At 68.6% G+C, this 24,299-nt stretch carries 20 protein-coding genes and 4 pseudogenes; 16 read left to right on the forward strand and 8 right to left on the reverse strand.

The genetic code is table 11. The annotated features are described in order from the left end of the window. Window positions 1–7: 7 nt before the first annotated feature. The 3 genes and pseudogenes from ACFQBT_RS05905 to ACFQBT_RS05915 form a co-directional block, all read left to right on the forward strand. Window positions 8–436: pseudogene (locus ACFQBT_RS05905) on the forward strand (recombinase RecA family protein); the annotation flags it as partial. After that, window positions 436–981: a regulatory protein RecX gene (locus ACFQBT_RS05910; protein ID WP_377821102.1), complete on the forward strand. Its 546-nt coding sequence runs from the start codon at window positions 436–438 to the stop codon at window positions 979–981. The pseudogene ACFQBT_RS05905 and the gene ACFQBT_RS05910, both read left to right, overlap by 1 nt. Beyond that, window positions 971–1,288, forward strand: a complete 318-nt coding sequence (locus ACFQBT_RS05915) for an Rdx family protein (protein WP_377821104.1) — start codon at window positions 971–973, stop codon at window positions 1,286–1,288. Before ACFQBT_RS05910 ends, ACFQBT_RS05915 begins: the two co-directional genes overlap by 11 nt. On the opposite strand, the gene ACFQBT_RS05920 is transcribed toward ACFQBT_RS05915, so the two are convergent. Continuing rightward, on the reverse strand, window positions 1,271–2,143 hold the full coding sequence (locus tag ACFQBT_RS05920; RefSeq protein ID WP_377821106.1) for a diacylglycerol/lipid kinase family protein: 873 nt from the start codon (window positions 2,141–2,143) through the stop codon (window positions 1,271–1,273). The genes ACFQBT_RS05915 and ACFQBT_RS05920 overlap by 18 nt on opposite strands. A gap of 65 nt (window positions 2,144–2,208) precedes the next feature. Between ACFQBT_RS05920 and miaB the strand changes: the two genes are divergently transcribed. Beyond that, window positions 2,209–3,738, forward strand: a complete 1,530-nt coding sequence (gene miaB, locus ACFQBT_RS05925) for a tRNA (N6-isopentenyl adenosine(37)-C2)-methylthiotransferase MiaB (RefSeq protein WP_377821108.1) — start codon at window positions 2,209–2,211, stop codon at window positions 3,736–3,738. Between the two features lie 25 nt (window positions 3,739–3,763). Here the strand turns inward: miaB and ACFQBT_RS05930 are convergent, their stop codons facing one another. From ACFQBT_RS05930 to ACFQBT_RS05950, 5 genes and pseudogenes are all read right to left on the reverse strand, one after another. Next, window positions 3,764–5,041, reverse strand: a complete 1,278-nt coding sequence (locus tag ACFQBT_RS05930) for a class I SAM-dependent methyltransferase (RefSeq protein ID WP_377821110.1) — start codon at window positions 5,039–5,041, stop codon at window positions 3,764–3,766. Beyond that, a complete protein-coding gene (locus ACFQBT_RS05935) occupies window positions 5,038–5,952 on the reverse strand; it encodes a class I SAM-dependent methyltransferase (RefSeq protein ID WP_377821111.1) in 915 nt (304 codons plus the stop codon). Before ACFQBT_RS05935 ends, ACFQBT_RS05930 begins: the two co-directional genes overlap by 4 nt. A gap of 349 nt (window positions 5,953–6,301) precedes the next feature. After that, entirely contained in the window at window positions 6,302–7,021 is a 720-nt protein-coding gene (locus ACFQBT_RS05940) for a DUF1365 domain-containing protein (protein WP_377821113.1), read from the reverse strand. Next, window positions 7,018–7,983: an NAD(P)/FAD-dependent oxidoreductase gene (locus tag ACFQBT_RS05945; RefSeq protein WP_377821115.1), complete on the reverse strand. Its 966-nt coding sequence runs from the start codon at window positions 7,981–7,983 to the stop codon at window positions 7,018–7,020. Before ACFQBT_RS05945 ends, ACFQBT_RS05940 begins: the two co-directional genes overlap by 4 nt. 35 nt (window positions 7,984–8,018) lie before the next feature. Then, window positions 8,019–8,309 (reverse strand): annotated as a pseudogene (locus ACFQBT_RS05950) (FAD-dependent oxidoreductase); the annotation flags it as partial. 62 nt (window positions 8,310–8,371) lie between these two features. On the opposite strand from ACFQBT_RS05950, the gene miaA reads away from it, so the two are divergent. From miaA to hflX, 4 genes are all read left to right on the forward strand, one after another. Next, a complete protein-coding gene (gene miaA / locus ACFQBT_RS05955; RefSeq protein WP_377821117.1) occupies window positions 8,372–9,337 on the forward strand; it encodes a tRNA (adenosine(37)-N6)-dimethylallyltransferase MiaA in 966 nt (321 codons plus the stop codon). 183 nt (window positions 9,338–9,520) lie between these two features. After that, window positions 9,521–10,204 carry a diaminopimelate epimerase gene (dapF, locus tag ACFQBT_RS05960; protein ID WP_377821119.1) on the forward strand — a complete coding sequence of 228 codons (684 nt, stop codon included), beginning with the start codon at window positions 9,521–9,523 and terminating at the stop codon, window positions 10,202–10,204. After that, on the forward strand, window positions 10,204–10,803 hold the full coding sequence (locus tag ACFQBT_RS05965) for a class I SAM-dependent methyltransferase (protein WP_377821121.1): 600 nt from the start codon (window positions 10,204–10,206) through the stop codon (window positions 10,801–10,803). Before dapF ends, ACFQBT_RS05965 begins: the two co-directional genes overlap by 1 nt. A 43-nt stretch (window positions 10,804–10,846) precedes the next feature. Then, complete coding sequence (gene hflX / locus ACFQBT_RS05970; RefSeq protein WP_377821123.1) at window positions 10,847–12,316, forward strand: GTPase HflX; 1,470 nt, start codon at window positions 10,847–10,849, stop codon at window positions 12,314–12,316. On the opposite strand, the pseudogene ACFQBT_RS05975 reads toward hflX, so the two are convergent. Further along, window positions 12,317–13,764: pseudogene (locus tag ACFQBT_RS05975) on the reverse strand (protein adenylyltransferase SelO). It lies immediately after the preceding gene. Window positions 13,765–13,903: 139 nt separating this feature from the next. Here ACFQBT_RS05975 and ACFQBT_RS05980 point away from each other — a divergent pair. Continuing rightward, a pseudogene (locus ACFQBT_RS05980) lies at window positions 13,904–15,765 on the forward strand (ATP-dependent DNA helicase). Here ACFQBT_RS05980 and ACFQBT_RS05985 read toward each other — a convergent pair. Continuing rightward, window positions 15,756–16,400: a dihydrofolate reductase family protein gene (locus ACFQBT_RS05985; protein WP_377821125.1), complete on the reverse strand. Its 645-nt coding sequence runs from the start codon at window positions 16,398–16,400 to the stop codon at window positions 15,756–15,758. The pseudogene ACFQBT_RS05980 and the gene ACFQBT_RS05985 overlap by 10 nt on opposite strands. Before the next feature lie 52 nt (window positions 16,401–16,452). On the opposite strand from ACFQBT_RS05985, the gene holA reads away from it, so the two are divergent. The 7 genes from holA (at window position 16,453) to dhaM (ending at window position 24,285) form a co-directional block, all read left to right on the forward strand. Then, complete coding sequence (holA, locus tag ACFQBT_RS05990) at window positions 16,453–17,406, forward strand: DNA polymerase III subunit delta (RefSeq protein WP_377825381.1); 954 nt, start codon at window positions 16,453–16,455, stop codon at window positions 17,404–17,406. A 176-nt stretch (window positions 17,407–17,582) separates the two neighbouring features. Next, complete coding sequence (gene rpsT / locus ACFQBT_RS05995) at window positions 17,583–17,843, forward strand: 30S ribosomal protein S20 (protein WP_377821127.1); 261 nt, start codon at window positions 17,583–17,585, stop codon at window positions 17,841–17,843. A gap of 204 nt (window positions 17,844–18,047) precedes the next feature. After that, on the forward strand, window positions 18,048–20,933 hold the full coding sequence (gene leuS, locus ACFQBT_RS06000) for a leucine--tRNA ligase (RefSeq protein ID WP_377821130.1): 2,886 nt from the start codon (window positions 18,048–18,050) through the stop codon (window positions 20,931–20,933). Between the two features lie 10 nt (window positions 20,934–20,943). Beyond that, window positions 20,944–21,828 carry a DegV family protein gene (locus tag ACFQBT_RS06005; RefSeq protein ID WP_377821131.1) on the forward strand — a complete coding sequence of 295 codons (885 nt, stop codon included), beginning with the start codon at window positions 20,944–20,946 and terminating at the stop codon, window positions 21,826–21,828. A gap of 124 nt (window positions 21,829–21,952) precedes the next feature. Beyond that, on the forward strand, window positions 21,953–22,951 hold the full coding sequence (gene dhaK, locus ACFQBT_RS06010; RefSeq protein WP_377821133.1) for a dihydroxyacetone kinase subunit DhaK: 999 nt from the start codon (window positions 21,953–21,955) through the stop codon (window positions 22,949–22,951). Between the two features lie 3 nt (window positions 22,952–22,954). Continuing rightward, window positions 22,955–23,587 carry a dihydroxyacetone kinase subunit DhaL gene (gene dhaL, locus ACFQBT_RS06015; RefSeq protein ID WP_377821136.1) on the forward strand — a complete coding sequence of 211 codons (633 nt, stop codon included), beginning with the start codon at window positions 22,955–22,957 and terminating at the stop codon, window positions 23,585–23,587. Beyond that, window positions 23,584–24,285, forward strand: coding sequence for a dihydroxyacetone kinase phosphoryl donor subunit DhaM (dhaM, locus tag ACFQBT_RS06020; RefSeq protein ID WP_377821137.1), 702 nt, complete (start codon window positions 23,584–23,586; stop codon window positions 24,283–24,285). The genes dhaL and dhaM overlap by 4 nt, the downstream gene beginning before the upstream one ends. Window positions 24,286–24,299: the final 14 nt, after the last annotated feature.

Genomic DNA, 24,299 nt, shown 5'->3' on the forward strand with positions numbered 1-24,299 from the left:
GGTGCACAACAGCCCCGAAACCACCACGGGCGGTAAGGCGTTGAAGTTCTATGCCTCGGTGCGACTGGATGTTCGCCGGATCGAGACGTTGAAGGACGGCACCGATGCTGTCGGCAACCGCACCCGCGTCAAGGTGGTCAAGAACAAGGTGTCGCCGCCGTTCAAGCAGGCCGAGTTCGACATCCTCTACGGCCAGGGCATCTCCCGCGAGGGCGGCCTGATCGACATGGGGGTCGAGCACGGCTTCGTGCGCAAATCGGGGGCTTGGTACACCTACGAAGGCGACCAGCTCGGTCAGGGCAAGGAGAACGCCCGCAACTTCCTGCGGGACAACCCCGACCTGGCCGATGAGCTGGAGAAGAAGATCAAGGAGAAGCTCGGCGTCGGACCGCGCCTCGACGCGCCCGCCGAGGAAGACATCCCGGTCGAATTCTGATGCCGGGACCGCAAGCCGGTCGTCCCCGGTCCCGGTCGGCAGCACCAGAGCGTGCTGCCGACCGGGAGCCGGACCCGTACGACGTGGCGCGCAACATCGTGTTGCGCCAGCTGACCATGGCTCCGCGCAGCCGCAAACAACTCGAAGAAAAACTGCGGGCCAAGGGTTGCGCGGACGAGGTCGCCGAGACGGTGCTGGACCGGATGACGGAGGTCGGACTCGTCGACGACGAGGCGTTCGCCGGGATGCTCGTCCGCTCCCAGCAAGCCACCCGTGGTCTGGGTCGGCGAGGGATCGCTCAAGAACTGCGCCGCAAAGGGGTCGACGATGAGTTGATCCGCGACCAGTTGGACAGCATCGACGACGATGCTGAGCGTGACCGGGCGGTTGAGCTGGCCCGCAAGAAGGTGCGCACCATGCGTGGCGCCGAATACGTTGTGCAACAGCGCCGCGTGGCGGGAATGCTTGCCCGGAAGGGCTACTCACCCTCGCTGGTGATGTCGGTGGTTCGAGAGGTGCTCCAGGAGTCGGCTGATGAGGACTGACATCCGGATCGAGTACTGCACCCAGTGCAACTGGTTGCTGCGCGCCACCTGGCTCGCCGGCGAGCTGCTGTCCAGCTTCGGCACCGATCTGACGTCCGTGACGCTGGTGCCCGGCACCGGCGGTGTTTTCACGATTGCCGTCGGCGAGGAGGTCGTCTGGGACCGCCGCCGCGACGGCGGTTTCCCGGACGCGGCCGAGCTCAAGCGGCGCGTCCGGGACGTCGCGTGGCCGGACCGCTCGTTGGGCCACGCCGACCGGGCTCAGCCCGCCCGCTCCGACGAAGAAACCTCAGCGCACGACGCGTAGCACGCGAGGCACGATCTCGACGGTGACCGGCAGATCCCCGATGAATTCACCGTCGCCGTACGCGCTCACCCCGCTGCTTTCGATGCGCACGGTCCGGCCGCGCAGCACCGTCACCTCCGGCTGTCTGATGTGCCTCCCGCGGTAGACCGTCGGCAACAACCTCAGAAATCGGGCCCTGGTGGCCGCGCCGAGGAGGACCACGTCCAGGCGGCCGTCGTCGGGGATCGCGTCCGGCGCGATGTGCATGCCGTTGCCGTAGAAGCCGCCGTTGGCGACGATCGCCGACACGCCGGTGTATTCGTGAACGACGCCATCCACCTCGACCCGGTAGTCCCGCGGCGCGAAGGTCAGGATCGACTGCACAGCACCCAGCGGATAGTGAGCCGCGACCGGTATCCGGCGGTAGCCGTTGACCAGCTGCGACACCCGGGAGTCGACGCCGGCGTAGACGCTGACCGCGGCGAAGTGCACCGCCGCGCATGCCCGCACCTTCAACGCGTCGACGGGCGCGACCGTACCCGCGGACGCCAGCCGCAGGGCCGCATCCGGTGCCGTCGGAATCCCCAATTGCCGAGCGAAGTCGTTGCCGCGGCCGGCAGGCACGAGAGCGAAGTCGATCCGGTGGGCGATCAACGGACCGGTCATGGTGTGCAGGAATCCGTCGCCGCCGACGAGGACGGCTCGCTCCCCGCGGGCGGCGGTGTCGGCGATCAGGTCATCGGCCGCGGCGACGGCCCGGCACCGTGACACGCGTACGCCGTGCCCTGCCGACCGCAGCGTCGTTGCCACCCGCTGCACGAGGGCATCGTCGACTCCCCGGGCCACCGGGTTGCAGATGACGTGCAACCGCTGCATCGCCCGATGGTAGGACGTTGTCGGCGGCGGGGACCCCGGTTTGGCGCGGCTACCATTGACGGGTTATGTCGACTTCGCAGGACACTCGCCGTACCTATGACGTGCGCACGCACGGCTGCCAGATGAACGTCCACGACTCCGAACGGATCGCGGGTCTGTTGGAGACCGCGGGATACCGGGACATCGCCACCCTGCCTGCTGCGCAGCGCCCGGAAACCGCCGATGTGGTCGTGTTCAACACCTGTGCCGTCCGGGAGAACGCCGCGGGCAAGTTGTACGGCCAGCTGGGCCACCTGCGCCCGGCGAAGGACGCCAACCCGGACCTGCAGATCGCGGTCGGCGGCTGCCTGGCGCAGAAGGACCGGGCCAGCATCGTGGACCGGGCGCCGTGGGTCGACGTCGTCTTCGGCACTCACAACGTCGGCGCGCTGCCGGTGCTGTTGGAACGGGCTCGGCACAACCGCGAGGCCCAGGTCGAGATCCTGGAGTCCCTCGAGACGTTCCCGTCCACCCTTCCGACGCGCCGCGACTCGGCCTACAGCGGCTGGGTGTCCATCTCCGTGGGGTGCAACAACACCTGCACCTTCTGCATCGTGCCCTCGCTGCGCGGCAAGGAACGCGACCGCCGGCCCGGGGAGATCCTGGCCGAGATCACAGCGCTGGTGGACCAGGGCGTGGTCGAAGTCACGCTGCTGGGCCAGAACGTGAACACCTACGGAGTCGAGTTCGGCGACCGGCAGGCATTCGGCAAGCTGCTGCGGGCCTGCGGTGAGATCGAGGGTTTGGAGCGGGTGCGCTTCACCTCGCCGCATCCGGCCGCGTTCACCCAGGACGTCATCGATGCGATGGCGCAGACCCCCAACGTCATGCCGTCGCTGCACATGCCGCTGCAGTCCGGCTCCGACCGGGTGCTCAAAGCGATGCGGCGGTCCTACCGCTCGGAGAAGTTCCTACGGATCCTGGACGACGTGCGGGCCTCGATCCCCGATGCGGCGATCACCACGGACATCATCGTGGGCTTCCCGGGGGAGACCGATGCAGATTTCGAGGACACGCTGCGGGTCGTGGAGGCGGCGCGGTTCTCCTCCGCGTTCACGTTCCAGTACTCCCCGCGTCCGGGGACCCCGGCGGCGACCCTTGACGCGCAGCTGCCCAAGCAGGTGGTCCAGGAGCGTTTCGATCGGCTGCTGGCCCTGCAGGAAGCCGTCTCATGGGCGCAGAACACCGCGCTCGTCGGCCGGCAGATCGAGGTCCTGGTGACGGCGGGCGGCCGCAAGGACGAGGCGACCCATCGCATGTCCGGTCGGGCCCGCGACAACCGCCTGGTGCACTTCGCCGTGCCTGAGGGCCAGGACCGGGTCCGGCCCGGCGACCTGGTCGACGTCGAGGTGACGTACGCCGCCCCGCACCATCTCGTGGCCGACTCCGGCCTGTCCGGTCACCGGTTCGAGGTCCGTGCGACGCGTGGCGGTGATGCGTGGGCGGCGCTGCAGGACGGCGCTGCGGGTGCGGTCCGCAAACCGGCGGTGTCGCTGGGTCTGCCCACGGTTGGTCGGCCGCAGCCCGTGGCGGTCTCGCCGTGCTCCGCACGGTGACCCGCCGATAGGACCGGCTCTGCTCTCACCGCGGGGTGCGAGGAGGCGTCGTGCCGCCGCGGCGTACGGCCAGGATCTGGTCAACGCCCATCCGGCCCTGCTCGAACGCCAACTGCCCGCCGGCCAGATACAGCTCCCACACGCGGACCTGTTCGTCGCCGACCAGTTCGCGCAGCTTCTCCTTGTTGGCCTCGAACCGGGTCATCCACGCGCGGGCGGTCCAGGCGTAGTGCTCGCGCAAGGCCTGGACGTCGCGGACCTCGAGGCCGCCCTTCTCCAGCAACGCAACCGTCTCACCGACCGGTCGCATCGTCATGTCCGGGGTGATGAACGATTCGATGAACGGCCCGCCGCCGGGATGCCTGCCCCCTCGGCTCATCTGCTGCACCAGGACCCGGCCATGCTCGGATACGTTGCGGCGCAGGGTGTCCACGAAAGCTGGATAGCCCCGGTCCCCGGCGTGTTCACCCATCTCCAGGGAGGCCACCGCATCGAACGGGCCGCAGTCGATGTCCCGGTAGTCCTGCAACCGGATCGTGACGAGGCGGTCCAGCCCTTCCAGCGCCACGCGGCGGTCGATGAACGCCTTCTGTTCGGCGGCGATCGTCGCTCCGGTCACCCGGGCGCCGTAGGTCCGCGCGGCGTACAACGACAACGAACCCCAGCCGCAGCCGACGTCCAGCAGTGTCTGCCCGGGCCGCTGGTCCAGACCCAGCTTGCGGCACACCAGGTCCAGTTTGTCCCGCTGCGCATCCTCCAGCCGGTAGGTTTCGGTCTCCCCGCCGGTCACGTCCGCGCCGGTGACGTAGGCGCACGAGTAGGCCATGTTCTCGTCCAGCACTGCTTCGTAGAAGGCACTGGTGATGTCGTAGTGGTGGGCGATGACCTGCTCATCCCGCGCTCTCGAATGCAGCCGGCCACGCACGACCACCTGGCTGTCCGGCACCGACGGTCGACGGCCGATGACTCCGGCGTCCTTGGCCAACGACGCCACCGACGCCAGCAAGCGCGGCGTCACCCGCACGCCCGACAAGTCCCGCTCGGACACGACCGACCAGGCGTGCCGCAGTGCGGCGACCAGGTCGCCCTCGACCTCGAGCTCGCCGGTGACGTACGCCTGGGCCGCGCCGAGTTCCCCTGGTGCCCAGAGCATTCGACGCAGAACGTTGGGGGAGTTCAGCCGGACCAGCGGGGCATCTTGCGGCCCGGCGGCGCTGCCGTCCCACGCAGTGAGGCGCACCGGAAGGTTGCCGCCGACCAAGGGCTCCAACGTGCGGGCGATCCGCCCGGCGATCCCGCTCACGCCACCTCGTAGGTCAGTTGGTGCACGTCCAGGTAGCCCGAGCGGAAGCCGCCCTCGGAGTAGCGCAGATAGAACATCCACATACGCCGGAAGACCTCATCGAAACCCAGCGTCTCCAACCGATCGGTTGCAGCGGTGAACCGCTCGGCCCACGCGTCGAGGGTCCGCGCGTAACTCTGCCCCATCGACAGGATCCCGGCAGTCTGCAATCCGCTTGCCGCAGCAGTGGATCCGAGGATTTCCAGGCTCGGGAGCGCGCCCCCGGGGAAGATGTACTTGTGGATCCAGGTGTAGGTGTTACGTGTCTCCAGCATCCGGTGGTGCGGCATCGTGATCGCCTGGACCACGGCGCGGCCGCCGGGTCGTAACGCGGACCGCAGGGTGGTGAAGTACGTGGGCAGGAACTCCAGGCCGACCGCCTCGATCATTTCCACGGACAACACCGCGTCGTATTCCTCGTGCACGGTGCGGTAGTCGGCCAGTTCGATGTCGACCCGATCCGCGACACCGGCCGCCTGCGCCTTGGCGCGAGCCCACGCCAGTTGTTCGGACGACAACGTGATGCTGTGCACGCGGGCCCCGCGCTGGGCGGCGCGCAACGCCAATTCGCCCCATCCTGTGCCGATTTCGAGCACCCGGGTGCCCGGACCGACCCGGCCCTGATCCAGCATCCGGTCGATCTTGGTGTGCTGGGCGCCCGCCAACTCGGCCTCGCCGGGGGTACCGGTCGTTCTGGGGTCGAACAGTGCCGACGAGTAGGTCATCGTTTCGTCCAGGAACGTCGCGAACATGTCATTGGACAGGTCGTAGTGCTTCTCGACGTTGCTTCGTGAGTTCTCCGTGTTCGGCCGGGTGGTGGTCGGTTGACGACGCAGGTACGCCGATCGCAGCCGTTTGAGGGGAGCCGGCACCAGATCGTCGACCCCTGGGCGAACGCCGCGATGAGATCCGCCAGCCGGCTGCTGTCCCACTCGCCGGCCAGATACGACTCGCCGAAACCGATCAAACCACTGTCGCCGATCCGGCGCACGAAGGGCCGCAGTTGGTGCACGGTCATGTCGGGGGCGTTCTCATCATGAGCGGCACCTCCGATCACCGCGCCGCCGGGCAGGTGCACGCGGATCGGTAGCCGCTGGACGGCTCGGAAGAACAGCGACTTCGCTACCCGTTCCGCCGCAACAGCTTTCAGGCTTCCCGGGATGTAGGCAACGTCGGGCCAACGGATCGGGTCGATGGTCACCGATGTGTTCGCGAGAGTCGTCATACGGCCTCCTGTGGCTGGTGCTTCGGTCGGGCGACGATGGGCAGCCGCCGAAGCCAGAGTTTCACGCCCTGCCAGTGAATGCGGGCGGTTACGAGTTGGGCTGACAAAGGCGCGCGCGCCACCGCGAGCAGGAGTTCGGATCGCGAGGTCGCCGGTTCACCTGACCAGGTCGTCACGAACGGCGGCTGCCCGTCGCGGTGCAGCACGATGCGAACGTCGAGGTTGGGTGCCGGTGCAGGCACGCTCAACTGGTAGTAACCGCTCACGTCGTTGAACGGGGACACGTACATCGCCTTGTCGGTGCGAGCCCTGCCACGAGCGTCCGGCCGGACCAGGTACACGTGCCGGTCTCCGTAGGTGTTGCGGACTTCGGCGATGACGCAGGTGAGGGATCCCGCCCGGTCGTGGCACCAGTAGAGCGTGATCGGGTCGAAGGCGTAGCCCAATGTCCGGGCGCCGCTCATCGCCCGGATCGGCCCGTCGCCGATGGTGATGCCCTGGGCCGCCGCGAACGCGATGACGTTGTCCCGCCACGACGCGCCGGGGTCACCCAGATGATCACCGGCCCGGAAACGCACGATCGATGCCAGCCAGCGCGGGACCGGCGCCGCTTCGTCGAGATCCACCAACCAGGCGACGCCGCGATAGCGGAAATCGTTGGTGACCGGGCCGGTTCGGATATGCCGGACCGACGTCAGGTAGGGCCGCACACTCACCAAACCCCGCCTACCCGCGCCGCGGCCCGCAGACCGGCGCGAGCGCCGTCCTCGTGAAAGCCCCAGCCGTGATACGCGCCGGCGACGGCGATCCGGTCGTCGCTGCAGGCTGCCAGCTCCCGCTGGGCCGCGACCGACTCGGAGGTGTAGAGCGGATGCTCGTAGGTCATTTCCGCGATCACGGTGGCCTTGTCGATCCGGTCCGCCCCGTTGAGCGTGACCAGCACCCGCTCGCCGAGGGGTGACGGCAGCCGCATCAACCGGGTCACGTCGTAGGTGACGAGCACGCCGGCGTCGCCATCCAACCGGTAGTTCCAGGAAGCGCGAGCCGCGGTGGCGCTCGGCAGAACCGACGAGTCCGTATGCAGCACAGCCTGATTCACGCTGTACTCGATCGACCCCAGGACGCGTTGCTGTGTCGGCGTCGGCTCCTGGAGCATCGTCAGTGCCTGCCGGGGGTGGGTCGCCACGACGACCGCGTCGAAGTCGCGCACTGCGCCGGTCGCGTCGCAGACGCGTACGCCGCCCGCGGCCAGCCGCGAAACGGCGACCACCGGGGTGGCCAGCCGCACCTCCGCAACGTGCTCGAGCACCTTGTTGACGTAGGTGCGCGATCCGCCGACGATCGTGCGCCAGGACGGGGAACCGCCGACACTGAGCATGCCGTGATGTTCCAGGAACGTGAACAGCGAACGGGCCGGATAGTCCAAGGCGTCATCGTCGTCGCAGGACCAGACGGCCGAGACGAGGGGCGTCATGAAGTAGCGGTGGAACGTCTCGCCGAACGACGCCTGCGACAGCCAGTCGCGCAGCGGCACCTCGGGGTCGTTGCCGTGCAGGAAGGTCCTGGCCTGTTGGTGGAAACGCCGTACTTCCAGCAGCATCCGCAGGAAGGCCGGACGGCTGCTGGTGCGTAGGTCGGCGAAGATACCCCGCATACCCTGCCCCCGGCGTACTGCCACTGGTCCTGCGGTGAGAACACCGACATGCTCATGTCCGTCGGCTGCGTCGCGATGCCCAGTTCGGCGAAGAGGCGCCCCAGCGTGGGGTAGGTGCGGTTGTTGTGCACGATGAAGCCGGAATCCACCGGCACCACGGAGCCGTCGGCCAGGGTGACGTCGTGGGTGTGCGCGTGGCCGCCGGCCCGGTTGTCCGCCTCGTAGAGCGTCACCCGCGTCGAGCGGCTCAGGACGTACGCCGCCACGAGTCCGGAGACACCCGACCCGATGACGGCGGTGCGGGGGCTCACGTCAGTTCCAGAAGTCGCATGGTGGTGTTTCGGCGCCATCGGACTTCCGGATTGGGGCACTCGGTTCTCCTGCCGCTGCGCGTATTGGGACGATAGGACGGATGCACGATCACGATAACGAACCGTCCGCCACGCAGTCCGACACTCCGGACCCCGTGGTCGCGATCGTCGGTGCCACCGCGACGGGCAAGTCGGACCTGGCGATCGCCGTGGCGACCCGGCTGGCCGGCGAGATCGTCAACGCCGATGCGTCACAGCTGTATGCGGGGATGGACATCGGTACGGCCAAGGTGCCGCCGCAGCAGCGCGGAGGCATCCGGCATCACCAGCTCGACGTGCTGGGCGTGCGTGACGAAGCCTCGGTGGCGGCCTACCAGCGCGCGGCCCGCCTGGACATGGCCCGGATCCGTGCCCGCGGGCACGTGCCGGTGCTGGCCGGCGGTTCGGGCCTGTACGTACGAGCGGTGCTGGACCGCTTCGAGATCCCGCCGACCGATCCGCAGGTGCGGGGCAGGTACGACGCGCGCCTGGCCACCGAAGGCCCTGAGCGGCTGCATCTGGAACTGGCCGCCGCCGATCCGGTGGCTGCCGCCCAGATCCTGCCGAGCAATGGTCGGCGCATCGTGCGGGCGCTGGAAGTGATCGAACTCACCGGCCGCCTGTTCAGCGCGACCCTGCCGCGCCGGGAGTTCCACGAGCCGGCGGTGCTCATCGGGTTGCGCGCCGAGCGCAGTGTGCTTGACCAGCGGATCGCCGCGCGCACCGAGAAGATGTGGCGGGACGGGTTGCTGCACGAGGTGACGATGCTGCTGGAGGACGGATTGCGCGAGGGGCGTACCGCATCCCGGGCCATCGGATATGCCCAGGCGCTGGAGCAGATCGACGGGCGCCTTTCCGAACAGGAGGCGATCGAGGCCACGATCACGGCTACCCGTCGGCTCGCGCGCCGCCAGGGCTCCTGGTTCGCGCCCGATCCACGGGTGCACTGGCTGGACCACGACGCACCGGATCTGGTCGATCGCGCGATGGACGTCGTACGCGCCGCGAGCGCCGCTACGGCAGACTGACCGCGTGCGCACCATCGACTTCGCCAAGGGACACGGCACGTTGAACGACTTCGTGCTCGTGCCGGATCTGGACGGTTCGCTGGACCTGTCCGCGACCGATGTGCGTTTCCTCGCCGACCGGCACGCCGGGATCGGTGCCGACGGGGTGATCCGGATCGCACCCTCGCCTCGGCCCCCGCGCACGTGCGCGAGGCCGCGCCGGACGCGCAGTGGTTCATGGACTACCGCAACGCCGACGGCTCCGAGGCGCAGATGTGCGGCAACGGCACCCGGGTGTTCGCCCAGTTCCTGTGCGATCGCGGTCTGGTCGACGGCGTCGAGTTCCCGATCGCGACCCGCGCCGGCCGCAAGCTGATCACCCGGGCCGAGCACGGCTTCCGCACCGACCTCGGCCCGTGGACCCTGTCGCGTGCGGACGAGGCCCGCGGCCGCGGAATGGACAGCGTCGTGCAGGTCGTCGGCTCACCCGATCCGTTGCCGGCCATCAGCCTGGACCTGGGCAACCCGCACACCGTGGTCGCTCTGCCGCCGTCGATCTCCTTGGAGCTGCTGGATCTGTCGGTGGCACCCCGGGTGGACCCCGAGCCCCGGCACGGCACCAATGTCGAGTTCGTCCGGGCGATCGGCCCCCGGCACATCTCCATGCGGGTGCACGAGCGCGGTGTCGGCGAGACCTTGTCGTGTGGCACCGGGGCCGCCGCGGCGGCGTTGGCGACCTGGTGGTGGGCAGGTACGCCGAGTGATGAGCTGGCGTGGCGGGTGGACGTGCGCGGGGGCACCTTGATGGTCGACATCGACGGCGGCAGTGTGGGATTGGCCGGTCCGGCGCAGATCGTCGCGGCAGGACAGGTCAGCCTGCCGGACTGATGAGCGAGCACTACTTCACTGCTGAACCCGCCAGTGCGGAGGAGCGTCGGCAGATCCGGGTCCCGTTGGCCGGGCAGACGAGGGCGGTCCAGGTGGCCGGCGGGGTGTTCTCCCCGGACCGTCTCGACCAGGGCACGACCGTCCTGTTGAACCACGTGCCGCAGCCCCCGCCGACCGGCGACTTCCTGGACCTCGGCTGCGGCTGGGGACCGATCGCGTTGACCCTCGGATTGTTGCGACCGCAGGCCAGGGTGTGGGCGGTCGACGTCAACGCCCGCGCCCGCGACCTCACCGCCGTCAACGCCGCGTCGCTCGGACTGACCGGTGTCCAGGTGGCGGCGCCGGATGACGTGCCGGCCGACGTACGGTTCGACGTGATCTGGTCCAACCCGCCGATCCGGGTCGGTAAGGACGTGCTGCACCGGATGCTGCACACCTGGTTGCCGCGGCTGGTACCGGGCGGATCGGCATACCTGGTGGTGGCCAAGAACCTGGGCTCGGACTCCCTGCAACGCTGGTTGGACGAGCAGTTCCCTGCACTGGACACGACGCGTCTGACCAGTGTGCGCGGTTTCCGGATCCTGCAGGTGCAGGCATAAAGGGGTCGCGTCGAACGTTCCTGCTTGCAACCATATGAAGAACATGACTGCTGAACACGCCATCCTGAACCGTCGCGCCGAGGCCCTCGCGGAGTCCGGCGAGGACGAACGCTACGACGAGTACGGCTTCCTGATCGAGGACGAGGGCACCGACGGTGACCAGTTCGACCGGGAGGCCCGATCCGCGCTACGCCGGGTCGGCGGGCTGTCCACCGAACTCCAGGACGTCACCGAGGTCGAGTACCGCCAGTTGCGCCTTGAGCACGTGGTGCTGGTGGGTGTGTGGTCCGACGGCACCGTCGAAGACGCCGAGGCCAGCCTGCGAGAGCTTGCCGCGCTCGCCGAGACCGCGGGATCGGAGGTGCTCGCGGGGGTGCTGCAGCGTCGGACCAAACCCGACCCCGGCACCTGGCTGGGTTCCGGTAAGGCCAAGGAGCTGCGCGACATCGTCATCGCCGAAGGCGCGGACACGGTCATCGCCGACGGCGAACTCGCACCCAGCCAGCGCCGTGCGCTGGAGGACGTGGTCAAGGTCAAGGTCATCGACCGGACCGCCCTGATCCTGGACATCTTCGCCCAGCACGCCAAGTCCAAGGAGGGCAAGGCGCAGGTCGAGTTGGCCCAGTTGCAGTACCTGTTGCCGCGTCTGCGTGGTTGGGGTGAGTCGATGTCCCGTCAGGCCGGTGGCCAGGCCGCCGGCGGCCAGGGGATGGGTTCGCGTGGCCCCGGTGAGACCAAGATCGAGTTGGACCGCCGCCGGATCAACACCCGCATCTCGAAGTTGAAGCGCGAACTGTCCGGGATGAAGACGGTCCGCGACACCAAGCGGCACTCACGCAGGGCCCATCACGTTCCGTCGGTGGCCATTGCGGGGTACACCAACGCCGGCAAGTCCTCGATCCTGAACCGGCTCACCGGTGCGGGCGTGCTCGTCGAGAACCAACTCTTCGCGACGCTGGACCCCACGGTGCGCCGTTCGCAGACCCCGGACGGGCGGCCCTACACCCTCACCGACACGGTTGGTTTCGTCCGCGAGCTGCCGCACCAGTTGGTCGAGGCGTTCCGTTCCACCCTGGAGGAGGTCGGCGATTCCGATCTGCTGCTGCACGTCGTCGACGGTTCGCACCCCGATCCCGAGTCCCAGATCACCGCGGTGCGCGCCGTGTTGGCCGACGTCGGTGCGACCGACGTCAAGGAAGTCATCGTGATCAACAAGGCCGACGTCGCCGATCCTGAGGTGATCGACCGGTTGACCCGTGCCGAGAAGCACTCGGTCGTCGTATCCGCCCGCACCGGAGCAGGATTCGACGAATTGCTCGCCCTGATCGCCCAAGAATTGCCGAAGCCGGACATCCGCGTGGACGTGCTCCTGCCGTACGACCGCGGTGACCTCGTGTCCCGCGTGCACTCCGAGGGTGAGGTGCTGGCCAGTGAGCACACCGCTGACGGCACCCGGGTGCAGGCCAAGGTGACTGCGACGCTGGAAGGCCAACTCGCGGCGTACGCCGTGTGATCAGGTCCCGCAGAAGGTGACGTAGTCGCCGAAATCCTGCGGTGCGGCCCGCGTGTAGTCCTCGAATCCCGCACGGGCCGTGAAGGGTTCGCGCAAGGCCTCGAGCAATGTGTCGTACGGCGCGTGGTCACCGGCGACCGCGGCGTCCAAGGCCTCCTGCACCAGGTGGTTGCGCGGGATGTAGACCGGGTTGGCGCTCGCCATCGCCTGGGCGTCGGGGTGCCGGGCCAGCCACCGCGTCAGCCACTGCGCGTACGCCGGTCGGTCGGCGAGGGCGCCCACCTCACCCTGTGCCGCCCGGGTGAGGTCCCGGAAGAGCAGCGTGATGTCGTCCCGTTCGGCCTGCATCAGATCGACCAGCTCCTTCACCAAGGGGAAGTCGGCGCGGCCATCGAGCCCGAGCTTGGTCGCCATCCGAGCGGCGAAGGCATCGTCGTACTGCGAAGGGAAAGCGTTGATGACCTCGCTGGCCAATTCGACGGCGGTGTCTGTGTTTTCATCGATCAGCGGTAACAGCGCCTCGGCGAAGCGGGCCAGATTCCACTGGGTGATTCGCGGCTGGTGCCCGAAGGCGTACCGGCCGCCCTCATCGATCGAGGAGAAGACCGCGGACGGATCGAAGGTGTCGGCGAAGGCGCACGGTCCGTAGTCGATGGTTTCTCCGCTGATCAGGACGTTGTCGGTGTTGAGCACACCGTGCACGAATCCCAGGCTCATCCAGTGCGCCACCAGCCGCGCCTGTGCCTCGGACACGGCCCGGAGCAGCGCGAGTCCCGGCCGATCTGCCTCGGACAGCTCCGGGTAGTGCCGCGCGATCGCATACCCGGTCAACCGGTCGACCAGATCGGCCGCGACGTGCCCACCGGCGACCAGGGCCGCGGCGTACTGGAACGTTCCGATCCGCAGGTGACTACCGGCCACGCGGGTGAGGACCGCACCCGGCAACAGCGTGTCCCGGGCGACCTGGGCGCCGGTGGCCGTGACCGCCAACGATCGGGTGGTCGGCACGCCCAGCGCGTGCATCGCGGTGGCCATCAGGTGCTCGCGCAACATCGGCCCGACCGTGGCCCAGCCGTCGCCGCCCCGGGAGAAGGGGTACGCCCCGAACCCTTGAGGTGCACATCCCACAGCACGCCGTCCCTCGCGGTGATCTCGCCGAGAAGCAGGGCCCGGCCGTCGCCCAGGCGGGGTGAATAGCCGCCGAACTGATGCCCGGCGTACCCCTGAGCGACCGGCCGTGCGCCTTCCGGCACCTGGTTGCCCACCAGGAAGCGCACACCGTCAGGGGAGCGCAACCAGTCGCGGTCGAGACCGAGGTCATCAGCGAGGTGCTCGTCGAGTGCAAGCAGTCTTGGGGCGGTCACTGGCCCTGCTTGCCAGTCGAGCGAGAGTTCCGGCAGTGTGTCGGCGAACTGGCAGCTGAGTCGGGCGGGTGCGGTGACGCTCACTTTTCCACGGTACGGGGCGACGGCGGCCAGACCCGTGCGGTAGGCCCCTTAGGCTGGCTCGGTGCCCGGCGAACTCGATGACCTCCTCGACGCGGCGGTGGCAGGAGTCGGCGGCACGGATCGCCCTGGCCAGCGGCAGATGGCACACGCCGTCGCCGACGCCATCGAGAACGACCGGCATCTGTTGGTGCAGGCCGGGACCGGCACCGGCAAGTCCCTGGCCTACCTGGTGCCCGCCCTCCAGCACGCGCTCGCGACCGGCAAACCGGCCGTCGTCGCCACCGCCACGATCGCGCTGCAACACCAGATCGTGCACCGCGACCTGCCGCGCCTGACCACCGCGCTGAAGGAGCTGGTGCCCCGCCAGCCCACGTTCGAGTTGGTCAAGGGCCGCCGCAACTACGTGTGCGTGCACAAGCTCGAGGGCGGCTACCCCGACGACGACGAAGGATCGCTGCTGGACGTGGGGCAGGTCGATGCGACCGTGGGCCGGCTCGGCGCGGAGGTCAAGAGACTGCGCGAATGGGCGCAGGAGACCGACAGCGGCGATCGCGACGATCTGGTCCCCGGGGTCAGCGAGCGGGCCTGGCGGCAGGTGTCGGTCTCGGCCGATGAGTGTCTAGGCGGCAAATGTCCGCAGTTCTCCGAGTGTTTCGTCGAGCGATCCCGGGCCCGGGCCCGCGACGTGGATGTGGTGGTCACCAACCATTCGTTCATGGCGATCGACGCGGCCGAGGGCCGGCAGATGCTGCCCGAGCACGATGTGCTGATCATCGATGAGGGCCACGAACTCGTCGACCGGGTGACCTCCGGCAACACCCGGGAGATCACCGGTTCAATGGTGGTCGCTGCGGCCAAGAGATCCGCGAAACTGGCTGATACCGAAGCCCTTTCGGATGCGGGTGACTACCTGACCCAGATCCTCGATGCGGCGCCCGCGGGCCGGCTGCGCGGCGTACCCGATCAGTTGGCGTTGGCCCTCGAACGAGTCCGGGACACCTCCCGCGCCGTCCTCACGGCGTTGCGCAGCGACGAACCCGACCCCTCCCGGCAGGTGGCCCGGGCCGCCGTCGACGACGTCTTCGACACCTGCGCGCGAGTGCTGGAGGATCGGCCCGGCGACGTGCCGTGGATCGACCAGGACTCCCGGCGCGGGGAGTGCTGCGGGTCGCGCCGATGGACGTCGCCATGACGTTGCGCGACACCGTCTTCAACGATCGCACGGTGGTCGTCACGTCCGCGACCCTCGAACTGGGCGGTGGCTTCGACCCGGTGGCCGGGCGGATGGGGTTGTTGGGTGAGGGCGCGCCGCGGTGGTCCGGTCTGGACGTCGGCTCACCGTTCGTTTACGCCAAGCAGGGCATCGCGTACGTCGCGGCGCACCTGCCGCCGCCCGGCCGCGACGGTCTGGCGGCGGCGACCCTGGATGAGATCGAGGCGCTGATCAGCGCCGCAGGCGGGCGGACGCTGGGGCTGTTCTCCTCCATGCGCGCAGCCAAACAGGCGGCCGAGGCCATGCGCGAACGTCTCGAGGTGGACGTGCTGTGCCAGGGCGACGATCAGATCGGCACCTTGGTGCGGCAATTCGCCGCGACCGCCGAGACGTGCCTGTTCGGCACCCTCACGCTGTGGCAGGGCGTCGACGTGCCGGGCCCGGCCTGCCAGCTGGTGATCATCGACCGGATCCCGTTCCCCCGCCCGGACGATCCGCTGGCCTCCGCCCGTTCCGAAGACGTTGCGGCCCACGGCGGCAACGGCTTCATGGCGGTCTCGGCCACCCACGCGGCACTGCGCCTGGCCCAGGGTGCCGGCCGGCTGATCCGCCGCTCCGACGACCGCGGCGTCGTGGCTTTCCTGGACTCGCGGATGATGACCGCCCGTTACGCAGGGTTCCTGCAGCGGTCGCTGCCGCCGTTCTTCCCTACCACGGACACCGCGATGGTGCTGGCGGGTCTGAAACGGCTGGATGCGGTCGCCGGGCCCGTCCTACCTCACGACTGAGAGCGGCGGTTCCACAGCTGATGGGTCAGACCGCTGGCTGACGTCACCGTCTCGATGTCGTAGTGGTCCGAGACGCCTTCGCAGTCCTCGAACAACCGCACTCCGCGTCCGAGGGTGATGGGTACGACCACCAGGTGCAGGAAGTCCACCAAACCGGCCTGCAGGAACTGCCGCACGCTGGAGGGGCCGCCGCCGAGGCGGACGTCCAACCCGCCGGCGGCCTGCGTGGCCAGCCGCAACGCCTCCTGCGGCGTGGCGTCGATGAAGTGGAAGGTCGTGCCGTTCGCGAATTCCAGCGCCGGGCGCGGATGGTGCGTCAGCACGAAGACCGGCGTGCCGAACGGCGGTTCGTCACCCCACCAGCCCTGCCAGCCGTCGCCTGGCCATGCCCCGGTCTGCGGGCCGAACTTCTTGCGGCCCATGATCTCCGCGCCGATGCCCTGCCCCCACAGCGCGAACAGCGAACGATCCACCGTGACCGGGGCGTCCACTCCGCCGATTCCGTGGATCACGCGTCCGTCGAAGAAACCGAACAGCCGCTGCGCGTCACCGATCGGCTTCTCGAGCGTGACGTACTCACCGGCGGAGAATCCGTCGAGCGAAACGATCAGGTTGTGGACGCGAGTGCGGGTCATGACAGCACCGTAGGCCAGCGCACCGACACCGTTGTCTGCGCCGCGTGGCAGGCTGAGCCGCGTGACGCCGTACGTTCTGATCAAGGGTCCCGAGCAGGTGCTCGCCGATCGTGCGCTGGCCGCGACACTCGAGGACGTACGCCGGGTGGACACCGAGGTCATCCGGCTCAGCGCCGAGACCTATCAGCGCGGCGACCTGCAGGTGCACGCCTCGCCCAGTCTCTTCGGCGGGCACAAGGTCCTGGTGGTGCAGGATCTCGACGAGGCCGGCGATGACCTGATCGACGACCTGACCTCGCTGGTCAAAGAGGGTGTCGACGACATCACGCTGATCGTGTTGCACAAGAGCGGCAACCGGGGCAAGCGGGCCCTGGACGCGTTGAAGGCCGCCAAGGCGCGGGTCATCGAGGCACCGGAGATCAAGACCGACCGCGCGAAGTCGGATTTCGTGACCAACGAGTTCCGGGTGGCCGGTCGCAAGGCGACGCCCGACGCCGTCCGGTCGCTGGTGGAGGCCGTCGGCAAGGATGTCCGCGAACTGGCGGCGGCCTGCCAGCAACTTGTCGACGACACCAGCGGCCTCATCGATGCCGACGTCGTGGAGACCTATCACGGCGGCCGGGTGGAGGCGACGGGTTTCCGGGTCGCCGACGCCGCGATCGCTGGAGACGCCGGTGCGGCGCTGACCCTGCTGCGCCACGCGGTCGCCGCGGGGGTCGACCCGGTGCCGATCGTCGCCGTACTGGCCAGCCAGTTGCGCCAGGTGGCGCGGGTGGCCACGGCCGGCGGCGGCAATTCCCAGGCCCTGGCCGGCAGGTTGGGGATGGCGCCGTGGCAGGTCGACCGGGCTCGCAAGGCCGCCTCCGGGTGGGACGGAGCACGCCTCGGCCGGGCGATCCAGGCGGTCGCCGCCGCCGACTTCGACGTCAAGGGCGGTGGTCGCGACCCGGTTTTCGCCGTGGAGAAGGCGGTGCGCGTGATTGCGACCGAGCGCAACGCCCGCTGATTTGGGCGCAATCGCGCGGCGCTGGTAACTTTGTCTCTTGCGTGCGGACTCTGGTCGTGTGCGCACGTAGCAGTAAATCCAAGGCTCAGTCGCCGGGTGTCCCCACGCCCCATCCGTGAGCCTTGGGCGTCGCCCTCAACGACAACCCAGACCAACCAAGCAAGGAAGAATTCTCAGTGGCGAACATCAAGTCCCAGCTGAAGCGGATCAAGACCAACCAGGTCCGCACCGAGCGCAACAAGGCCTACAAGTCCGAGTTGCGCACCTGGATCCGCAAGACCCGCGAGGCCGTTGAGGCTGGCAACAAGGAGCAGGCCCAGCAGGCGCTGGCGCTGGCGTCCAAGAAGCTGGACAAGGCTGTCTCCAAGGGCGTGATCCACAAGAACCAGGCCGCGAACAAGAAGTCCGCGCTGGCCAAGCAGGTCAACGCACTCTGATCGCGTACGCGCAAAGCCGCCGCTCCCGCACGGGACGGCGGCTTTTGCGTTGCGCTCGTGCGATAGCCTTGTCCTATGCAGCGCGTGCTCGGTCTCAGCACGCCGCGGCGGTCACTCTGAGTGAGCAGACCCCGCGGCGAACCCCTCGATGTCCGAGGGGTTTTTTGATGCACCGGCACGGAACGACCGTCAAGAGAGCAGCAGATGACTGAGGCAACCAGCCCGACCTCCGCGAGCGAGACCGGCGACCAGCCGCCGCACCGCTACACCGCGGCCCTGGCGGGGCAGATCGAACGCACCTGGCAGGAGTTCTGGGAGGAGCACGGCACCTTCGAGGCGCCCAACCCCAGCGGCCCGTGGGCCGACCCGGACGCCGTCGGCGACCGGCCGAAGTTCATGCTGCAGGACATGTTCCCCTACCCCTCGGGGGCCGGCCTGCACGTCGGGCACCCGCTGGGTTTCATCGCGACCGACGTCTTCGCTCGCTACCAGCGCATGACCGGTCACAACGTGCTCTACATGATGGGCTTCGATGCGTTCGGACTGCCCGCCGAGCAGTACGCCGTGCAGACCGGGCAGCACCCGCGCAAGACGACCGAGGACAACATCGTCACCTACAACCGGCAGCTGAGGCAGCTGGGGCTGTCGCACGACAAACGCCGGGCGTTCGCGACGATCGATCCGGACTACTACCGATGGACGCAGTGGATCTTCCTGCGCATCTACAACGCGTGGTACGACGAGGCGCTGGGCAAGGCGCGGCCGATCGAGGAACTGGTGGCTGGGTTGGCCGACGGTTCCATCCCGACACCGACCGGTGCCGCGTGGGCCTCACTGAGCGATGAGCAGCAGCGGGCCATCGTCGACGACCGCCGGTTGGCCTACAAGTCCTCCTCTCCGGTGAACTGGGCGCCGGGTCTGGGCACCGTGGTCTCCAACGAGGAGGTCACCAACGAGGGACTGACCGAGCGCGGCGACTTCCCGGTCTTCAAGCGCAACCTGCCGCAGTGGATGATGCGGATCACCGCGTACGCCGATCGGCTGATCGACGACCTGGACCACCTGGACTGGCCAGAGCCGGTAAAGGCGATGCAGCGCAACTGGATCGGACGTTCAACGGGTGCTTCGATCCGGTTCCCGGTGACGGGCTCGGAAACGCCGATCGAGGTGTTCACGACACGTCCGGACACGATCTTCGGAGCCACCTTCATGGTGCTGGCCCCCGAGCACCCGTTGGTGGACGAGATCATCCCCGACGCCTGGCCCGACGGGTCCCTGCCGGCGTGGACCGGGACGGCGGGCTCGCCCGCCGAGGCCGTGGCGGCGTACCGGCTGGCGGCCTCTCGCAAGTCCGACCTGGAGCGGCAGATCGACGACAAGGCCAAGACCGGGGTGTTCACCGGTGCCTTCGCGACCAACCCGGTCTCGGGCGCGATGGTGCCGGTCTTCATCGCCGACTACGTGCTGATGGGCTACGGCACCGGTGCGATCATGGCGGTCCCCGCGCAGGACGCCCGCGACTGGGACTACGCCAAGGCCTACGACCTGCCGATCATCCGCACCGTGCAACCCACGCAGGGCCACCCGGAGGACCAGGCATTCACCGGCGAGGGTCCGGCGATCAACTCCGCGAACGAGCGAATCTCGTTGAACGGCATGAGCATCGCCGAGGCGAAAGCCGCGATCATCGACTACTTGCAGGCCGAGGGCATCGGTGAAGGCACGGTCACCTACAAGCTGCGCGACTGGCTGTTCAGCCGGCAGCGGTACTGGGGAGAACCGTTCCCGATCGTCTACGACGAGGACGGTGTGGCGCACGCGTTACCGGACTCGATGCTGCCGGTGGAGTTGCCGGAGGTGGCGGACTACTCGCCCAAGACGTACGACCCGCTGGACGCCGAGTCCGAGCCGGAGTCGCCGCTGTCCCGCGCGACCGACTGGGTCGAGGTCGAGTTGGACCTGGGCGACGGAGTCAAGAAGTACCGTCGGGAGACCAACACGATGCCTAACTGGGCCGGATCCTGTTGGTACGAAATCCGATACACCGACCCGGCCAACCAGGACCGGTTCGTGGACCGCGGTTGCGAGGAGTACTGGATGGGTCCGGGCCGGGGCACCGGTCTGGGCGTCGACGGCGATCCCGGTGGCGTGGACCTGTACGTCGGCGGGGTCGAGCACGCCGTTCTGCACCTGCTGTATTCCCGGTTCTGGCAGAAGGTCCTCTTCGACCTGGGTGAAGTCAGCGCCAGCGAGCCGTTCCGCCGGTTGATCAACCAGGGGTACGTGCAGGCCTACCACTTCCGAGACGCGCGCGGCCAGGTCGTTCCCGCGGCCGAGGTGATCGAGCCGTCGGAGGGTAGGTACACCTGGAACGATCAGCCGGTCACCCGCGAATACGGGAAGATGGGCAAGTCGCTCAAGAACGTCGTCACGCCCGATGAGATGTGCGACCAGTACGGCGCCGACACCTTCCGCGTCTACGAGATGTCGATGGGGCCGCTGGAGATGTCCCGCCCCTGGGAGACCCGAGCCGTCGTGGGCGCGCAACGCTTCCTGCAGCGCCTGTGGCGCAACGCGATCGACGAGCAGACCGGGCAGGTCCGCGTCGTCGACGAGGCGCCGTCGGTCGATCTGCAGCGCCTGCTGCACAAAACCATCGACGGGGTGCGCACCGACTTCGGCAACCTTCACTTCAACACCGCCGTCGCGAAGTTGATCGAACTGAACAACGCTGTGACGAAGCAGGATTCGCCGCCGCGAGAGGTCGTCGAGGCGCTGGTGCTGATGACCGCCCCGCTGGCACCGCACGTCGCCGAGGAGTTGTGGCAGCGACTGGGGCACGGTGATTCGTTGGCGTTCGCAGCCTTTCCCCAGGCCGATCCCGCGCTGCTGGTCGAGGACACGGTGACCTGTGTCGTGCAGATCGCCGGCAAGGTCCGCGACCGGCTGGAGGTCGCGCCCGGGGTGAGCGAAGCCGAGCTGGAGGCACTCGCCCTGGCCAGCCCCAGGATTCAAGCGGCGATCGACGGCAAAACGGTGCGCAAGGTGATCGTGCGCGCGCCGAAACTGGTCAACATCGTCGCGAACTGATCACCCGCCCATGCGTGTAGCGGTCGTCACCGACACCACGGCGTACCTGCCGCCGGACCTGCAGTCCGCGCTGCGGATCTTCACCGTTCCGGTGCACGTCATCGTCGACGGGGTCTCCTACGACGAGGGCGTCGACTACGCGCCCGCGGACCTGACGGCTGACCTGCGCTCCGGCAAACGGGTCACCACCTCACGTCCCTCCCCGGGCGTCTTCATGCAGGCGTACGAGCAGATCGCGCAGGAAGGTTACGACGAGATCGTCTCGATCCACCTCTCGTCCACGGTCTCGGCGACGCTGTCGTCCGCGGACATCGCGGCCCGCTCTGCGCCCATCCCCGTGCACACCGTCGACAGCGAAACGCTCGGCATGGCAATGGGGTACGCCGTAGCGTCCGCAGCGCAGGCTGCGCAGGTCGGTGAGCCGGCGGACGTCGTGACGAAGGTCGCACTGGAGCGCGCGAGGTCGTCCAGCATGTACTTCTACGTGGACACGCTGGAGTATCTGCGGCGCGGGGGCCGGATCGGCCGGGCGTCGCAGTATTTCGGGTCGGCCCTGGCGATCAAGCCCTTGCTTCAGCTGCGGGACGGCCAGGTCGAACCCCTGGCGCGGGTGCGCACGTCGGCAAAGGCGATCGCCCGGCTGGAGGAACTGACCCACGAGGCCATCTCGGTGATGGGCGCCTCGGCCGGCATCGACGTGGCGGTCATGCACCTCGCGGCGCAGGATCGCGCGGAGCAGGTTGCCGAGCGGCTGGCTGAGCACGGCCCGGACATCGCACGCGTGATCGTGGTCGAAGTGGGCGCGGTGGTCGGCGCACACGTGGGGCCGGGCACGATCGCGGTCGCCGCGTCACCGCGGCCCACCGGCTTTCCGGGAGTGCCTTCAGCGGACTGAGCGGCCTGGCGCACAGGCCTCCCGCCGTTACGGCTGCTCGGCTAGATTCGGGTAGAGGACCCGTGGGTCAAGGAGGACCCACACCGCCGGTGGCGGTGCACGGTGGGTCGCGAAGGAGCCGGCAGTGAAGAAGATCATCAACGATCCGTCCGAAGTCGTCGCCGAGGCGCTGGAGGGGATGGCTCTTGCACACCCCGAACTGACCGTCAAGACCGACCCCGATCACATCCGGCGGGCGGATGCTCCGATCAAGGGCAAGGTGGCACTGGTGTCCGGGGGTGGGTCAGGGCACGAACCGCTGCACGGCGGCTTCGTCGGTTACGGCATGCTCGACGCCGCCGTGCCCGGAGCGGTGTTCACCTCACCGACACCGGACCCGATCGTCGAGGCCACGAAGGCCGTGGACGGCGGTGCCGGCGTCCTGCACATCGTGAAGAACTACACCGGCGACGTGTTGAATTTCGAAACCGCCGCGGATCTGGCCCTCGCGGAGGACATCGAGGTCCGCGCCGTGGTCATCAATGACGATGTGGCCGTGAAGGATTCGCTGTACACCGCGGGTCGCCGCGGCGTGGCCGGCACGGTGCTGGTCGAGAAGATCGCCGGCGCAGCGGCCCAACGCGGCGACGACCTCGATGCGGTGGCGGCGATCGCCGAGCGGGTCAACGCCGAGGTGCGCACGATGGGCATGGCCCTGACTCCGTGCACGGTGCCGCACGCGGGTGAGCCCAGTTTCGAACTGGGCGAGGACGAGTACGAACTCGGGATCGGCATCCACGGCGAGCCGGGCCGGGAGAAGCGCGCCATGGAGCCGGCCGATGCCATCGTCGACCGGATGATGACCGCGGTGGTCGACGACCTGCCGTTCCGCAGCGGAGACAATGTGTTGCTGCTGGTGAACGGGATGGGAGGTACCCCGTTGATCGAGCTGTACATCGCGTTCCGGCGTGCACACGGGTACCTCGCCGAGCGGGGCATCACGGTCACCCGTAGTCTGGTGGGCAACTACACGACCAGCCTTGAGATGCAGGGGTTTTCCGTGAGTGTTCTGCGACTGGATGATGAATTCACGCAGCTGTGGGATGCGCCGGTGCAGACCGCCGCGCTGCGATGGGGGCGGTGACTGATGGCTCTGAACTCACAGTGGGTACGCGAATGGGTGGCCCGCAGCGCCCAGTACATTGCGGACAACCGCACCGAGCTGATCCGGCTGGACCGCGAGATCGGTGACGGGGACCACGGCGAGAACATGGACCGTGGTTTCAAGGCGGTCTCTGCCAAGGTCACGGAGCTGCCGGCCGACGCCTCACCGTCCGACATTCTGAAAACCGTTGCCACCACGCTTATCTCGACGGTCGGCGGCGCGTCGGGACCGCTGTACGGAACGGCGTTCCTCAAGGCGTCCCAGGCGGTGAAGGACGAGGACGAGCTGGACGGCGCTGGCATCGTCGCTCTCCTGCAGGCCGCGCGCGACGGCATCGTCGCCCGCGGCAAGGCGGAGGTCGGCGACAAGACGATGGTCGATGCCTGGACTCCGGCGGTCCGAGCTGCCGAGGACGCGCTGGCTGAGGGTGCGACCGAGCAGCAGATTCTCTCCGCTGCGGCCGACGCCGCGAAAGTGGGGTCGGAGAAGACCGACCCGCTGATTGCGCGCAAGGGCCGGGCGTCCTATCTGGGTGAGCGAGCGATCGGACATCGCGACCCGGGGTCGGTCTCGTCGGCACTGCTCCTGAAGGCGGCGGCTGAGGTATCCCCGTGACCGTCGGCCTGGTTGTCGTCTCGCACAGCGCCAAGATCGCCGAAGGAGTCGTCGACCTCGCCGCCCAGATGGCTGCCGATGTCCGTATCGTGGCCGCCGGCGGCACCGACGACGGCGGCATCGGGACCAGCTTCGAGAAGGTGCAGCAGGGCCTGTCGCAGGCCGAGTCCGGTGACGGCGTGCTGGTGTTGTGCGACCTGGGTTCAGCGGTCATGACGGCCGAGACGGCAGTCGAATTCGTCGACGATCCGGCCGCTGCGGTCATCGCAGATGCTCCACTGGTGGAGGGTGCCATCGCCGCTGCCGTATCGGCACAGGGCGGGGCTGATCTGGACACGGTCCGGGCGGCCGCCGAGCAGGCGTCGGCGCCCGCTTCTGCCCCGGCCGCACCCTCTGCCCCGGCCGCACCCTCTGCCCCGGCTGCGCCGGACCAATCCGCGGATCAGGTTTCCCGGACGGTCACCGTGGTCAACGAGGTGGGTCTGCACGCCCGGCCGGCAGCGCTGTTCGTACAGACGGCCGGTGAGTTCGACGCCGAACTCACGGTCAACGGTGCGGACGCGAGCAGTCTGCTGGAAGTGATGAGCCTGGGCGCCCGGAAGGGCACCGAGCTGCACTTGACCGGTACCGGCCCGCAGGCCCGCGAAGGGGTCGACGCCTTGGCCGATCTGGTCGCCTCCGGCTTCGGCGAGGACTGAGTTCTCCACAGGGG

The organism is Branchiibius cervicis, assembly GCF_042661605.1.
GTDB classification, from domain to species: Bacteria; Actinomycetota; Actinomycetes; order Actinomycetales; family Dermatophilaceae; genus Branchiibius; species Branchiibius cervicis.

Bases quoted from the DNA above. Each gene is read 5' to 3' on its own strand.
- miaB (WP_377821108.1), top strand. From the start codon at position 2,209: ATGTCGACTTCGCAGGACACTCGCCGTACCTATGACGTGCGCACGCAC.
- ACFQBT_RS05965 (WP_377821121.1), top strand. From the start codon at position 10,204: ATGAGCGAGCACTACTTCACTGCTGAACCCGCCAGTGCGGAGGAGCGT.
- leuS (WP_377821130.1), top strand. From the start codon at position 18,048: ATGACTGAGGCAACCAGCCCGACCTCCGCGAGCGAGACCGGCGACCAG.
- ACFQBT_RS05910 (WP_377821102.1), top strand. From the start codon at position 436: ATGCCGGGACCGCAAGCCGGTCGTCCCCGGTCCCGGTCGGCAGCACCA.
- hflX (WP_377821123.1), top strand. From the start codon at position 10,847: ATGACTGCTGAACACGCCATCCTGAACCGTCGCGCCGAGGCCCTCGCG.
- ACFQBT_RS05915 (WP_377821104.1), top strand. From the start codon at position 971: ATGAGGACTGACATCCGGATCGAGTACTGCACCCAGTGCAACTGGTTG.
- ACFQBT_RS05985 (WP_377821125.1), bottom strand. From the start codon at position 16,400: ATGACCCGCACTCGCGTCCACAACCTGATCGTTTCGCTCGACGGATTC.
- dhaL (WP_377821136.1), top strand. From the start codon at position 22,955: ATGGCTCTGAACTCACAGTGGGTACGCGAATGGGTGGCCCGCAGCGCC.
- ACFQBT_RS05920 (WP_377821106.1), bottom strand. From the start codon at position 2,143: ATGCAGCGGTTGCACGTCATCTGCAACCCGGTGGCCCGGGGAGTCGAC.
- ACFQBT_RS06005 (WP_377821131.1), top strand. From the start codon at position 20,944: ATGCGTGTAGCGGTCGTCACCGACACCACGGCGTACCTGCCGCCGGAC.
- miaA (WP_377821117.1), top strand. From the start codon at position 8,372: ATGCACGATCACGATAACGAACCGTCCGCCACGCAGTCCGACACTCCG.